8 protein-coding genes are annotated in these 14,818 nt (G+C 34.0%); 6 read left to right on the forward strand and 2 right to left on the reverse strand.

The genetic code is table 11. The features are described from left to right. Nucleotides 1–197 precede the first annotated feature (197 nt). Together KMW28_RS08410 and KMW28_RS08415 are read right to left on the reverse strand one after the other, a co-directional pair. The gene (locus KMW28_RS08410; protein WP_066208365.1) at nt 198–1,106 is read right to left on the reverse strand and encodes an N-acetylmuramoyl-L-alanine amidase; all 909 of its coding nucleotides are present in this window, start codon (nt 1,104–1,106) and stop codon (nt 198–200) included. A gap of 13 nt (nt 1,107–1,119) precedes the next feature. Then, complete coding sequence (locus KMW28_RS08415) at nt 1,120–1,605, reverse strand: low molecular weight protein-tyrosine-phosphatase (RefSeq protein ID WP_169664613.1); 486 nt, start codon at nt 1,603–1,605, stop codon at nt 1,120–1,122. Nucleotides 1,606–1,954: 349 nt separating this feature from the next. On the opposite strand from KMW28_RS08415, the gene KMW28_RS08420 reads away from it, so the two are divergent. The 6 genes from KMW28_RS08420 to sov all read left to right on the forward strand — a co-directional run bounded on the left by KMW28_RS08420 (nt 1,955) and on the right by sov (nt 14,771). Continuing rightward, nucleotides 1,955–2,962, forward strand: coding sequence for an endonuclease/exonuclease/phosphatase family protein (locus KMW28_RS08420; protein ID WP_169664612.1), 1,008 nt, complete (start codon nt 1,955–1,957; stop codon nt 2,960–2,962). A 101-nt stretch (nt 2,963–3,063) separates the two neighbouring features. Continuing rightward, nucleotides 3,064–4,440 carry an exonuclease domain-containing protein gene (locus KMW28_RS08425; RefSeq protein ID WP_169664611.1) on the forward strand — a complete coding sequence of 459 codons (1,377 nt, stop codon included), beginning with the start codon at nt 3,064–3,066 and terminating at the stop codon, nt 4,438–4,440. Further along, nucleotides 4,418–5,152, forward strand: a complete 735-nt coding sequence (locus KMW28_RS08430; protein ID WP_169664610.1) for a DUF1573 domain-containing protein — start codon at nt 4,418–4,420, stop codon at nt 5,150–5,152. The genes KMW28_RS08425 and KMW28_RS08430 overlap by 23 nt, the downstream gene beginning before the upstream one ends. Nucleotides 5,153–5,319: 167 nt before the next feature. Then, nucleotides 5,320–6,417: a DUF4837 family protein gene (locus KMW28_RS08435; RefSeq protein WP_169664609.1), complete on the forward strand. Its 1,098-nt coding sequence runs from the start codon at nt 5,320–5,322 to the stop codon at nt 6,415–6,417. A gap of 3 nt (nt 6,418–6,420) precedes the next feature. After that, entirely contained in the window at nt 6,421–7,020 is a 600-nt protein-coding gene (gene ruvA / locus KMW28_RS08440) for a Holliday junction branch migration protein RuvA (protein ID WP_066208350.1), read from the forward strand. Between the two features lie 206 nt (nt 7,021–7,226). Then, the gene (gene sov / locus KMW28_RS08445; protein WP_169664608.1) at nt 7,227–14,771 is read left to right on the forward strand and encodes a T9SS outer membrane translocon Sov/SprA; all 7,545 of its coding nucleotides are present in this window, start codon (nt 7,227–7,229) and stop codon (nt 14,769–14,771) included. The last annotated feature ends 47 nt before the right edge of the window (nt 14,772–14,818 follow it).

A 14,818-nucleotide genomic window follows, 5' to 3' on the forward strand; every position in this document is an offset into this window, starting at 1 on the left:
AACAACTGGGAAGTGTCAAAGAACTGACCTACCAAAACATACTGGGAATATGTAATTGTTTTTTGTGACATTATAGACTAATTATAATAAATTGATATGCAATTATATCTACTGTTGGGTAAACTTCCAAATTTTAAGCTGAGTTCAATGAAAAAAATTATTGAACTCAGCTTAAATAAAGGCTATATGAAGTATAACTATTGAGGAGAAGCTACTACAAAAGCATCTTTAAAACCAAGGCTTCTTACCTTCATTTTAAGACGTTGAGCAGCTTGAGGTGTAGAAACGGTTCCTACAGTATATTTATAAATCTTGGACTTATTTCGAATACTTTCATTCTCATTTACTATTAATCCTGCCTTCAATAATTTGACAATTGAAGTATTAGTAGTAGGGACTTTTTTATTTGTAGCAAGAATTTGAATACTATATAATCCATTTTTTTGATTCATCTTTTCATGGAAGGTTTTAAAACCTTTGTATATAGCTTCAGAAACTTCTTTTTGTCCGTTATATGAGTTAAGGTAAATTCGTTCATGTGGATTGGATAAAAATCCACATTCAACCAAAACAGAAGGCATAGAAGTGTTTTTTAACACAAATAAATTGTATCCTCTGTCACTTCGGTTCATAATTCCTCTTGATTGTATTAATGTGTTTCTTTCGATACTGTTAAGTATAGAATGAGCCATAGCAATGCTGATCTGATCAGAATTATTGTCTACATGTGCTTTCGCTCCCACGATCCATTTATTTGGATTGGAGTTGTTATGAATACTCAAAAAGTAATCTGCTTTGGCGTGTTCAGCAAATTTTACTCTATCTTCCAGACTCACATAAGTGTCTGAAGTTCTAGTGTAATATACTTGAACATCAGGCATAGAATTCCTGATTAACATTCCTATTCGCTTAGCAATGATAAGATTTAAATCTTTTTCGTGTTTGTGAACTTTACTACCTCTCGGTTTACCTGGATCTTTACCTCCATGCCCGGGATCTATTACTATTACAAATTTTCTATGTTGGGCAAGAGTTGGTAATTGTGTTAGTGATAAGGTAAACAGTAAAAGTAAAGTAGTAAGCTTTTGCTTATATAAAGATAGCATTATCTTTTCGTAATTAAAGATTGTTTTGTTGTACTAAATCGTTTAAAAAATTATTCACACTTTCATCGACAACATCAAAACAGTTTTCGAAACCCTGCATTCCACCATAATAGGGATCTTCCACATCTTTATTTGATTGATGATTGTCGTAAGTTCTCAATTTAAACACTTTGCTTCTGTCACTTTCTGATCTCGTCATTCGAATCACATTTTGATAATTACTATCGTCCATTACTACAATATAATTAAAATGATCGAAATCTTCTACAGTAAATTGTCTAGCAATACTCAAGAGTTCGACTCCATGCTTTTTTGCAGTCTGTCTCATTCTTTCGTCAGCTCTACTACCTGCGTGTCCTGCATAAGTGCCTGCAGAATCAATATGAAAATGATCTGTAAGGCCTCTTTCTTTGAGGTGGTGTAACATTAATCCATCAGCTAAAGGGGAACGACAGATGTTACCAAGGCAAACAAATATGATATTGATTTTATTAGGCATCTTAGAAGCTTGTTAAGGGATTGTAAGCTTAAAAAGTTGAAAATTTAATTTATATTTTAAGAATTACAATTTATGTTGTTTATTTTAAAAAACAATTACTTGTGTGATAATTTTTCAAGATTTATCATATGTTTTTTTCTCTAACATTATGTAAGCCATTTTGAAATACTAATTCCAATATAGGAAATCAAAATCTATAGTTTTTTTACATAAAATCTATGAAATTATACTCTAAATTATTTAATTCTTATATTCATATCGTCATTGACAATTCTAATTTTATTACGAAATGTGAATTGAATTTTTTAATAACTGCACTATAAAATACATCTTCATATATCAATTATTTATGAAAAAGATTTTTAAAACTGTGATATATATTCTACTCGTCTTAATTATTGGAGCATTAGCGTTTTTTTTCTGGGCAAAATCACCTAATCTAGATTCCTCAGAATATGCTAAAATCACAAAGTTTAATGGAAATGAATCGTCTAAAGCTGTAGAAGATTCCGTACTTTCAGTGATTACTTACAATATTGGATATCTGTCTGGTATGACAAATAATACCTCGGTACGTCCTGCCGAAGAGTTTTATACGAATAATTTAAAATCAATTATCTCAGGTTTGAAGAAACATCCGGTTGATGTGTTGGCCATTCAAGAAATTGATTTTGGAGGGAAGCGATCATACTACGTGAATCAATTTGAAGAAATGGGTGAACAATTGGGTTATTATAATGGTTGTCGATCGATCAATTGGGATAAGAAATATGTGCCATTTCCATATTTTCCGCCTTCAGTTCACTTTGGTAAAATGCTTAGTGGTCAGGCAATGATGACAAATTTTGAAATTACAGATTACGAAAGAGTAGTCTTGTCAAGAGTTCAGAGTCACCCTTACTATTATGCTGCAATGTATTTAGATCGTTTAGTAGAGCGTGTGAAAATAAAAGTAGGTGATCAAGAAGTGATGGTTTTTAATGCGCACACTGAGGCATTTGATCAAGATACGAGAACAAAACAAATGTTCTTTTTAAAAGATTGGTTTTTGAAAACTGCTGAAACAATGCCTGTAATTTTATTGGGTGATTTTAATTCTGATCCATCTTATGAAAACGCAGCCATTTTAGAAATGTATAATGATGAGCGTATTGGAGCGATGTGTTCCAAAGAAAATTTACTTGGCGAGAAAACACTAACTTATCCTACAGATAAGCCAATAGAACAGCTCGATTTTGTCTTTTACTCTTCAAGACACTTTGAATTATTAGACTGGAAAGTTCTATATGATTTAGGAGAAGTTTCTGATCATTACCCTGTTTTAGCGAACTTGAAATTGAAGAAATCAGAAGAGTAAAATCCAATAATTGTAAAAATATTGATATTTCATTCTATTAGAATAAATAAATATGAAAAAGCATTCTTTTGAGAATGCTTTTTTATTAGTTTTGCTAATCTATGAAGTACGCTGTAATTGATCTTGAAACTACAGGAGGTTCCGTCGCCCAAGGAGGGAAGATTATCGAAATCGCCATAATTGTCTTAGAAAATGGTGTTGAAATAGACCGTTTTGAGTCTTTTGTAAATCCAGAGATGAATATTCCTCCTTTTATTCAACAATTGACAGGAATTAAAAATGCCACTGTAAAGGATGCTCCCAAGTTTTTTGAAATCGCCAAAAAAGTTGTGGAGGTAACTGAAAATTGTACCTTCGTGGCACATAACGCAGAGTTTGATTACAATTTTGTAAAAGATGAGTTTAAATTATTGGGTTACAAATACCTAAGAAACTCATTATGCACCGTAGAAACATCCCGAATTTTATTGCCTGGTAAGAAATCATATAGTTTGGGTAAATTATGTGATGAAATCGGCATTCCTCATAATAAACGTCACCGTGCAATTGGAGATACAGAAGCAACCGCTAAATTGTTTCAATTACTCCTAGAACAAGAAAATGCTGAACAGGTTATTGAAGAGATGACTGTTTATGATGTATATAGTTCTAAAAAGCATTATATGATTAAAAAAGAAGTCATAGATGCTTTAACTGATGAGACTGGCGTTTATTATCTCTATAATGAAGAACAGGAACTGATTTATATCGGTAAATCAAAAAATATCAGAAAAAGGATATTGCAACATTTATCGAATAAGTCTACGCCTAGAGCTATAAGAATGGCGGAATTGGTTCGTGATGTAAAAACAACAATTACGGGTAGCGAACTGATAGCACTACTTTTGGAATCTGACGAAATAAAAAAACATCAACCTAGATTTAATAGAGCACAAAGAAGAACAAAACAGTTCTTTGGTATCTATAAATATATTGATGATAATAATTATATCAATTTTAGAATTGCACCTCTTTCTGAAGGTGACTACCCTGTAACTACTACTTTTTCGAGAAAAGAAGCTGAAAGGATATTAGACAGGATGATAGAGAAAAACAATCTATGTCAGAAGCTTTGTGGTATCGATCATAGCCAAAATGCTTGCTTTAGATATCAATTGAAAAATTGTAAAGGAGCTTGTTGTGGTGAAGAAACAGCAGAGTCATACAATGTAAGAGCGAATGAAGCAGCTATGAGGTTTAGTTATGGTGCTCCAAATGTCTTCTTAATCGATAAAGGTAGAGAAGGTAACGAGAGGGGTGTCATTCAGATTGAAAATGGTATATACAAGGGTTTTGGTTATGTAAAGAAAAGCAATAACTATAATCCGGATAAGTTGAAAAAAGTAATCACTAAATATAAAGACAATGCCGATGTGAATAAGATTATTCGAGGCATGTTGAGAAAGAAAAAAGGAATTGAGAGAAAAGTTTTTTATTAATTTCATTTTTTTACTTCTCCTTATTTTAAATGTAACTGCTCAAGAAAGGGGAGGTGTACTGCGATTTGCGAATCAGAATATCGATTTAGAAACAGTTTATGCTGAAAATGAATACCATATTACTATCCCCGTAGTAAATATTGGTAACTCTAGTGTCAACGTTCTTAAAATCGATACTGATTGTGGGTGTTCTAATGCTTCTATCAATAAAGAAACAATAGCTATTGGCGATACTGCTTTTTTTACAATCAACTTTACCCCTGTAGAAGGTGAAACACCTTTTTATAGAAATATTGTGATACAAACGGATGCTAAAATATCCCAATACACTATTGTATTACAAGGTGTACTAAGTCCGTTTCTGAAAGAGAAAAATCTACACGAAATTCTCGTTCCATGGAAAAGTTATCATAAGTCACATCCAATTTTTTCGAATTATATTTTTCAAGTAAGATCAAAAAAAGGAGACGAGATCAATCTGCCCATTTACCTGACAAATGTTGGTGAGAAAACTTTACATGTCGAAGAGATATCAAGTAATACTTTAGATGTGGAAGAAGTAAAATTACCAAGGTCTGTGCTTAAAGGAGAAGTGCTGTTTTTCCCAATAACAGCCAAAGTGAAAGACGAAAATCAATACCGTCATTACCTTAAAGTGAAGACTGACGAAAGGTCTATTTTAATCCGTATTCACACATCATTTATAGAATAGAATGAGTTGATATTCTTGATTCTAAAAATATATTAAGAGCATTTAGGGATTTGCCGTTGTTATCAAAAACATTTTAAGTTAAATTCACAACTTGATTTTTTATATTGTGGGATTATATATTCATAAAATTTGATTGGGTTATTTCTAGCAATAAATTAACTAACATCATGAAAAAAATATTATTATATCTTACTTACATAAGCTTTTCATTACTTTGTCTTTCATCATGTCTTGATAATAGTGGAGCTAAAACTGAAACAGAAAAATCTTTTTTACCCTCTTCAAAAGGTAAACCTGGCGAGATGGTTCTTGTTATAGATTCTACTCAATGGGGAACTAAAGCAAGTATTGGAGGACAGTTGTATACAAAAGTTTTAGGTGCTACTAGAGGAATTTTACCACAAAGTGAACCTCAATTTACCGTTACACAAGTTCAGCCGTCTGGTTTTAATAGTATTCTTAGACAAGCAAGAAACGTTATGATTGTTACTACTTTTGACAATAAAGGTAGAGAGTCAAGAATATTAAAATCGTTTTTTGGTGAGGGTGTTATCGAAGCATTATCAAAAGATCCGGAAAAATATTATTATGTAAAGAAAGATGTTTGGGCTAAAGGACAAACAGTGATGTTATTCTTTGCTGAAAGTGAAGAAAAGATGGCTAAGGTTTTAGAAGATCCTAATAAGACTTATTACTTGACTCAACCTTTCCATGATATAGAGAATAAGCGTTTGGCAGAAAGAATTACTAAAGAAAGAGACCGTAAGATTACTCGCTTCTTAAAAGATAAATATAATGTTGATATCTCTTTATTGCAGGGATATAAAATTGCAAAATCAGAAGAAGATTTTCTTTGGTTAAGACATCCAGAAATAGCATTTGATAATAACATTATCTTAATGAAAATGCCATATACAGATGAGAAACAATTTGATGCTGATCATATTCTTAAATTTAGAAATGAATTAGCCAAAAAATACTTATATGGTAATCCTGAAGACAAAGAATCTTTTGTAATTACAGAATCAAAGGTGAAGCCTGAGATTAAAAATGCAAAAATAGACGGTAGACAAGCAGTAGAAATAAGAGGTCTTTGGAGAACAAATACCTACTCAATGGGTGGTCCATTTATTAGCTACTTATTTACTGATAAATCTGGTGCGAATCTTTATTATTTAGAAGGTTTTGTTTATGCACCAAGCATGGATAAAAGAGAGCTGATGAGAGATATGGAAGCTCAACTAAAGACGTTTAAAGACTTTTAATATATGTATTACTACATTAGCGGTAAGCTAGTTAAAAAAATACCTACCTCAGCTATCATTGATGTAAATGGGGTAGGTTATGAAATTCGATGGCCTTTAAGTGCTTTTAGTGCAGTCAATGAGGGTGATCAAGTAAAGTTGTATACTTACTTCTATGTGAAAGAAGATATGCAGCAACTCTTCGGCTTTCTGTCAGAAAATGATAGAACGGTATTTTTACAACTAATTTCAATATCTGGAGTAGGCCCTTCAACAGGGTTAGCATTTTTGTCTTCACTATCGACAGCAGAGATTTGTTCGGCCATTATGCAAGAAGATGTAAAGACAATTCAGAGTGTAAAAGGTATCGGAGCTAAAACTGCACAGCGTGTAGTTATTGAATTAAGAGATAAAATTTCTAAATTGCAGTATTCTGGAGAATTAATTCAGAATGCGACTTCTACTGCTCAAGACAATGGAATTGTAAATGAAGCTATGGATGCTCTTGTTGCCCTTGGTTTTACTAGAGCTGCTGCACAGAAATCTGTTAAGCTAATTCAGAAAAAACATGGACATGATCTATCAGTAGAAAAATTAATAAAATTAGCATTAAAACAAAATTAGCCTATAAGCGCCTTACTATTACTTTTTTAGCATTTATATAAGCAAATTATCACTCAGATAAAGTGATGATTGTAGTAATTTTTTACTATTCTTTTTATCTTTCATTTATTATCATCTGACAATTTCGACTTGTTATGAACTTATCACTAAATGCTAATGGTCGGTTGACCGTAAGATTTTAGTAAACTTAAATACTTGACTTCATTTTGTTTCGCTTACACACAGCAAATTATAAATACTTACTAGCTCTAATTTTTTTCTCAACGATAAACAATGTTTGGGCAAACGTCAAAGAGACAGTAGTATGGAATGTATTACAACAATCAATTCCTCAAGAAAATCAGCAGGAACAGGATACTACGTTGTATAAACCTCAAAAGCCTTACGAAAGAGATAGGCTTGGAGACCCTGTGTCTACCCCGCAATATAGTTCGCCAATTATTGGTACGGATCCTCATGTAAATACTCAAATTGAGCTAGATACAACAGGTAATGGCTATAATGTGCAGGAGACATTAGGTGATGGATTACAATATCGTAACCCTTCGTATTTACCCTATGACGCTTACCGTGATTATCTGTACAGGAAAAACATGGCAAGCTATTATAAAAATTTATCACTCCAACAAGATGGAGGTGATGCTTTACCCGGTCAAGGTAATGGAAAGCTAATTCCAGATATAGAATTAGGTCGTGTTGCAGATTTCCTATTTGGTGGTTCTACTTTAGATTTTCAACTCAATGGTAATGCAATGCTTGATTTCGGCTTTTTATTTCAAAGAGTTGATAACCCTCAAGTTCCAGTGACCCAACAAAGAAATGGTGGATTTAATTTCGATCAACAAGTTGGATTAGGTATGATCGGTAAAATTGGTGATAAATTAGAAATGTCAGCCAATTTTGATACAAAGAGTACTTTCCAATTTGATCAGCAATACAATATGTCATATACCGCTTATGATTATGACATCATTCAAGATATTCAAGTAGGTAATGTTAGCTTTAACGTACGTAACTCATTAATTTCTGGAGCACAGAACTTATTTGGTGTGTATAGTAAACTGAGATTTGGTAATCTATATGTTTCCAGTGTTTTCTCAAGTCAAAGAGGCTCTCAAGAGACCATTACTATAAAAAATGGTGGTCAGAATAGAGAGTTTGAGTTCAGAGCAGATACCTACGATAATAATAAACACTTTTTTATTGGTCACTTCTTTAGAGATAAATACGAAGAAGCTTTAAAGACAACCCCAAATATTATTTCTGGAGTTGTTGTTACTCGTATGAAAGTTTATGTAACCAATAGAGCCAACGATACTCAAACGCAAAGAAACTTAGTAGGTCTACTTGACCTTGGTGAAGCAGATCCTTACAATACCGCTTGGGGTGGAAGTACAAACCCAGCAGCAAGTAACGATGCAAACACGTTATATAGTCAAGTTACCCAGTTAAACCGTAATTCTGATGCTATAAAAGGAGGCTTAGAAGGATTAGGTTTAAATAATGGTACCGAATTTGAAATTCTTCGTTCTGCAAGAGAATTAGGTCCAACGGAATTTAGTTACAACCAACAATTGGGGTATATCTCAATTAATACACCACTTAGAAATGATGAAATTTTAGCCGTTGCTTTTGAATATACTTTTAATGGACAAAGCTATAAAGTAGGTGAATTGAATGAGGATCTACCAAACCTTGGACAAAATGAAGTGATGTTCATGAAACTTTTAAGTCCATCAACGATTATCACTACTGACCCTAACGACCCCTCAAAGCCGTTTCCTTTATGGGATTTGATGATGAAGAACGTTTATTCACTTCAAGCCAATTCAATTCAAAAGGAAGATTTCCAATTTAGGATCATCTACAGAGATGACCGTACAGGTGTGGATAACCCGTCTATCCAAGAAGGGGTTAACTTAGCCAATGTTCCTTTAATTGAGGTCACTGGATTGGACCGTTTGAACATGAACTTGGAACTCCAAAAGGATGGTAACTTTGACTTTATTGAAGGAGTTACTATTGACTCAAGGAATGGTCGGATTATTTTCCCTGTATTAGAGCCTTTTGGACAAACACTTGAAGAAAAATTCGAGCCGGGAGAAGGTAATTTAGTCACCAAATATGTATTTGAGGATCTATATAAAAAAACTCAAGCAGATGCAGTTCTGAATACAAAACAAAATAAGTATTTCATGAAAGGTAGTTATAAGGGTGGATCATCAAATGAAATCTTACTACCTGGAATTAATATAGCAGAGAACTCTGTGACTATTACTGCTGGAGGTGTTACTTTAACAGAAGGAGCACAATATACTGTCGATTATCAATTTGGTAGAGTAACTATCCTAGATGAAGGGGTATTGAACTCTGGAAAAGATATTCGAATTACCTACGAAAGAGCAGACTTATTCAACTTCCAAACTAAAACATTGGCAGGGGTAGACTTAGAGTATCATGTTAGTGAAGACTTCATTATCTCAGGTACTTTAATGCACCTTTCAGAAAAACCTTTGATTTCTAGAGTGAATGTAGGTTCAGAACCTGTGAAGAATACTATGTGGGGTCTTACTATGGACTACACCACAGAATCTAGGTTTTTAACCAAATTAGTTGATGCCATACCGGGTATTGACACGCAAGAGCAATCTATGTTCACCTTTAAGGGTGAATTTGCCCAACTCATTCCTGGAACACCTTCTCTTATAGGTACTGATGGTACGGGTTATATCGATGATTTTGAAGGAGCTGAAGTACCATATGATCTAGGTTTAAATCCTGTTTCTTGGGCACATGGTAGTACACCAGAATACATTTTGGATCAACAAGGATGGAATACTGCACCTCCAACCACAGCCGAAGATTCCTTGGCGTATAACCACCGTAGGGCATTAATGGCTTGGTACAATATTGATAATGTCTTCTATTACACAACGGGTAATACGAGTCGACCAAATAATATTACAGACGAAGATATGCAAAATCACTATGTTCGTTTGGTTCCATTCAATGAAGTATTTAAAAATAGACAGGCTAATCAAATCAACACCAATGAGGTAACTTTTGACTTAGCTTATTATCCATCAGAAAGAGGTCCTTATAACTATAATACCGATTTAAATAATGACGGTACACTCCGGAATCCTAAAGATAATTTTGGTGCAATAACTAAAGCCATTACCACAGATGTCGATTTTGATAACTTGAATGTGCAGTATATAGAATTCTGGATGATGGATCCGTTTATGACAGGTAAAAACGCTGAAATAGAAGGAGCAAACAACAATACAGGTGGTAAGTTATTTATTGATTTAGGTAGTATTTCCGAAGATGTAGTTCCTGATGGTAGGCACTTCTTCGAGAACGGTATGACGACCAATAAAGATCTATTAAATCGTTCAGTATGGGGTTATTCTCCTACTACTCAATTTGTGAATAATGTATTTAGTACTGCAGTTCCAAGAGATGCTCAAGATATTGGTTACGATGGTTTGTCGAGTGAAGAAGAAGCAGAATTTTTTAAGCAGTTCTTTATTGATCGATTGCCAAGTGTATTATCACCAGAAGCATTGCAAGCAATTATTGCCGACCCATCAGGTGATGATTTTAAATACTATCTAGGTGATGAAGCTGATGCTCAAAACTTAAAAGTTTTAGAAAGATATAAAAGGTTTAACGGAACAGAGAGAAACTCACCAGAAAACCAAGGAGGTGGAGGTTTTACTCCTTCAAATACTAGTTATCCTAACAACGAAGATTTGAATGGCGATAATACCTTAAATGAATTGAACGCTTACTTTGAGTATGAATTAGATTTACGTCCAGGACAATTAGAAAACAATAAGTTTGTCGTTGATAGAGTAACTTCGGAAGCTCCCGAATCAAGGGAATTAGTGACTTGGTATCAAGTTAGAATCCCTATTAGAGATGATAATAATTACAGTAAAGTAGGAGGTATTGATAATTTTAAGTCGGTGAAATTCATGCGTTTATTCATGACAGATTGGGAGCAGCCAGTTGTGTTACGTATGTTGAATTTCCAATTAGTAGGAGCACAATGGCGTCAATACACTCAAAATATTGAAGATGATGATCTGCCAATTTCAACCGCTAAAGTTGAGATTTCATCAGTAAATATCGAGCAGAATGGAGTAACTGATACACAGACTAGAAAAATTCCTTATGTATTGCCTCCAGGCTTCGAAAGAGATTATGATGCAACATCAACGGTTACAAGACGAATTAACGAACAATCCATACAAGTAAACGTTGAAGATTTAGATGTAGATGATGGTATCGGGATCTTTAAAAACTTTAGTCTGAATTTAGTCAATTACAAGCGACTCAAGATGGAGCTTCATGCACAATCACCATCTGATATCACCCGGGATGATGAAGTCCGGGGTTTCTTGAGAGTGGGTACTGACCTTACAGATAACTACTACGAAATAGAAGTTCCTTTGAAAATCACACAAAAAGGAGCTACTACTCCAGAAGTAATTTGGCCAAGGGAGAACGAAATTGATATCGCCTTAGAAGAACTTTATAAAATTAAAGTTCAGCGTAATTCGGAAAATGCAGATAGAGATATTCCGTATCCAACCAATTTGGAGGCAGCAGGACCAAACGTTCGTCAATATCGGGTAAGAGTCGTGGGTAACCCAGATATGAGTGCGATACAAACGGCTATGATTGGTGTTCGAAATAAAACCACCGATAATGCCAGAAAAGATATTAGAATTTGGGCCAACGAGCTAAGAGCAACAGAATATTCTACGTTCTCATCATGGGCTGCAAATGCATCAATTGATGCCACTTTAGCCGATTTTGCCAATATTAAAACCAATGTTCGTTACAGTACGGTTGGTTTTGGTGGTATCCAAGATAAAATCGGTGATCGTCAGATGGAAGATAATTTAGAGTTTGGTATTGCGGCAAACATCAACTTAGATAAGATCTTCTTAAATAGAATAGGTTTATCAGTTCCTATTTATATGAGTTATGATCGAAAAGGCTCTAATCCATATTTTGATCCTTTAGATCCAGATGTACCTCTTGATGTTTCTTCAGAAGTTAGAGGCAGCTATTACAGCGAACAAGTGAAATACTTAGAAGAGGCGAGAAGTATCAATATTTCCAATCTAACGAAAGTGAAAATGAACCCTGAGGCCAAAAGTTACCCTTGGGATATTGAAAACTTTAGTTTAAGCGGTTCCTATTCTGATAGAAATATGAGAGATAAGAATACCGAAGCGAAAGATTTCAAACAATGGAAATTAGGTGCTGCCTATTCTTATCAATCGCCATTAAAAGCATGGGAGCCTTTTAAGGATACGCAAGGTGGGGATTGGTCATCATTAATTACTGATTTCAATTTAAATCCATTGCCAAGTTCAATTACTGTTAGAGGTGATTTAGATCGTCAGTATAGATATACTCAATTTAGAAGTTACGAAGAAGGAAGAGGTTTTGTAAAAGATGGTATTTTACCAACTTACGAAAAAAGTTTCCTATTTAATAGAGGATATAATTTAGGCTGGAATTTAGCGAAGAGTTTGAAAATTGATTACCAAGCAACTGCCAACGCCTTAGTCGACGAGCCAGAAGGGGCAATTGATACAGATACGGCAAGGGATTCCATAATGAATAACCTTTTAGACTTTGGTCGTATGAAGTTATTCACTCAGAATTTATCGGGTACTTATAATATTCCTATCAATAAAGTGCCAGGTCTTGATTTTATTGGAGCAAATGCTAGATATGTAGCAGGTACTAATTGGACAGCAGGTACTTTAGGTATTGCAGATACTCTTGGTAACACAATTGGTAACACACAGCAAATATCTTTAAACTCTAAGTTTGATTTCAAAAATATATATAAGAAGATTGGTTATGTAAATCACTTAGAAAATGGAGTGAGTAATCGTGGTCGATCAAGGTCTAGGAATAGAAATCAGCAACAGCAACAAGGGGGGAATAGGTCTAAAAAGCCAACGAAAGATTATACTCGTTTAGCTTATCAGAAAGTGAAATTAAAAGATAAATTGAAGGATCTGCGAACAGAACAAACTAATCTTCAAAATGCTGATAAAGATAAAATTGATAAGCAGAAAGAGAAAATTGAAGCAAAGATCACTAAGCTGAAAACGAAAATTGAGAAGTACAAAGGAAAAGGAAAAGATTATGCAGATTTAGATGCGAAAATTTTAACGTACAATACTCAAATTGATACTCTTGATGCACAACTCGCAAAGGAAAATCCTAAAAAGAATAAAAAACTGGAGAGTATTGCAGAAGAAATTAAGAAAACTGAACAGGAGTTGTTGGCCGTGAATGATCAGTTAAAAGAAAGACCTGAACCTACCAAATCTGCAGGAGAGAAATTAGGAGACACAGGTATTCGTTTTCTTACAATGTTGAAAGACATTGATATGACTTATTCAGAAAATAATGCAACTACACTTCCTGGATATATGCCGACGGCGGAATATGTTGGTTTAGATTCTAAGACCAACGCGCCAGGCTTACCTTTCTTATTGGGTAGTCAGGATCCAAGTATTCGATTTAAAGCGGCTGAAAATGGATGGTTAGCGCCAAGTGAATATTTAAATAATCAGTTCGTTCAGACGAAAAGGGAAGAATATAGAGTGCGAGCGAATTTAGAGCCTTTCAGGGATTTTAAAGTAACTCTGACTTCAACATCTAATAGAACAGAATCATATTCTGAAGTATTTAGATTCGATAGTAGTATAAATGATTATAACTCTCTATCACCAACAAGAACAGGTACTTTTGGCATCAGTTTCTTCTCTATGGGTACTGCATTCTCAAAACCTGATGGAAACAATGAATCAGAAGTTTTCAATCAGTTTGTAGCCAATAGATCTGAAGTGAAAGATCGACTGAACAGTACAAGGACATCAAGTCAAACTCAATACAAAGAAAATGATCAAGATGTGTTAATTCCTGCATTTATTGCAGCATATACTGGTCAGAGTTCATCTAAAGTTGGTTTGTCTGCTTTCCCTTCTTCATTCCCAATACCAAACTGGGATGTGAGATACACAGGTTTATCTAAATTGAAGGTTTTTGAAAACTCAATCAAATCCATCACTTTAGCACACGCTTATCAATCGAATTACACGGTAGGTAACTATAACTCTTCTTTATTATATGGTGCGACTGAAATTGGTCCAGATAGAGATATTAATGATCAGCCTGTAGCTGAGGGGCAAGATGGTAATATCGTTCCAGTATATGTCATCAACCAAGTGAATATTGAGGAACGTTTTGGTCCTCTTATCGGTATCAATATCAAATTGATGAATGATTTGCAGATTAAGTTTGACTACAATAAAGGAAGAATGTTATCTCTGAATCTATCAAATGCTCAGGTAACAGAACAATTGAACAATGACTTTACCATTGATATTGGATACACAACTACAGGAATGAAACTTCCATTTAGATCTAAAGGTAGAACGACTACTTTGAAAAACGATATCACATTTAGATTGGCCATGTCGATTAGAGATAATCAAACGACTCAATATAGAATGGAAGAGGAGAATGTAGTGACTGCAGGTAACATGAACTTTGCTTTAAGACCAACCGTGAATTATATGTTGAATGATAGAGCAAATCTTCAATTCTATTTTGATAGAACGATTAACGATCCAAAAGTATCGAATGCATTTAGAAGAACATCTACAGCATTTGGTGTTCAGTTTAAATACTCACTAACACAATAATTTGATTTTAATAATAGATTAAATATAAAGAAGGGGCCATTTCAAGT

Origin of the sequence: Flammeovirga yaeyamensis (genome assembly GCF_018736045.1) — a bacterium.
Classification (GTDB): Bacteria; Bacteroidota; Bacteroidia; order Cytophagales; family Flammeovirgaceae; genus Flammeovirga; species Flammeovirga yaeyamensis.

Excerpts from the sequence above, each read along its gene's own strand:
- KMW28_RS08410 (WP_066208365.1), bottom strand. The coding sequence starts at position 1,106 with ATGCTATCTTTATATAAGCAAAAGCTTACTACTTTACTTTTACTGTTT.
- KMW28_RS08415 (WP_169664613.1), bottom strand. The coding sequence starts at position 1,605 with ATGCCTAATAAAATCAATATCATATTTGTTTGCCTTGGTAACATCTGT.
- KMW28_RS08420 (WP_169664612.1), top strand. The coding sequence starts at position 1,955 with ATGAAAAAGATTTTTAAAACTGTGATATATATTCTACTCGTCTTAATT.
- KMW28_RS08425 (WP_169664611.1), top strand. The coding sequence starts at position 3,064 with ATGAAGTACGCTGTAATTGATCTTGAAACTACAGGAGGTTCCGTCGCC.
- KMW28_RS08435 (WP_169664609.1), top strand. The coding sequence starts at position 5,320 with ATGAAAAAAATATTATTATATCTTACTTACATAAGCTTTTCATTACTT.
- ruvA (WP_066208350.1), top strand. The coding sequence starts at position 6,421 with ATGTATTACTACATTAGCGGTAAGCTAGTTAAAAAAATACCTACCTCA.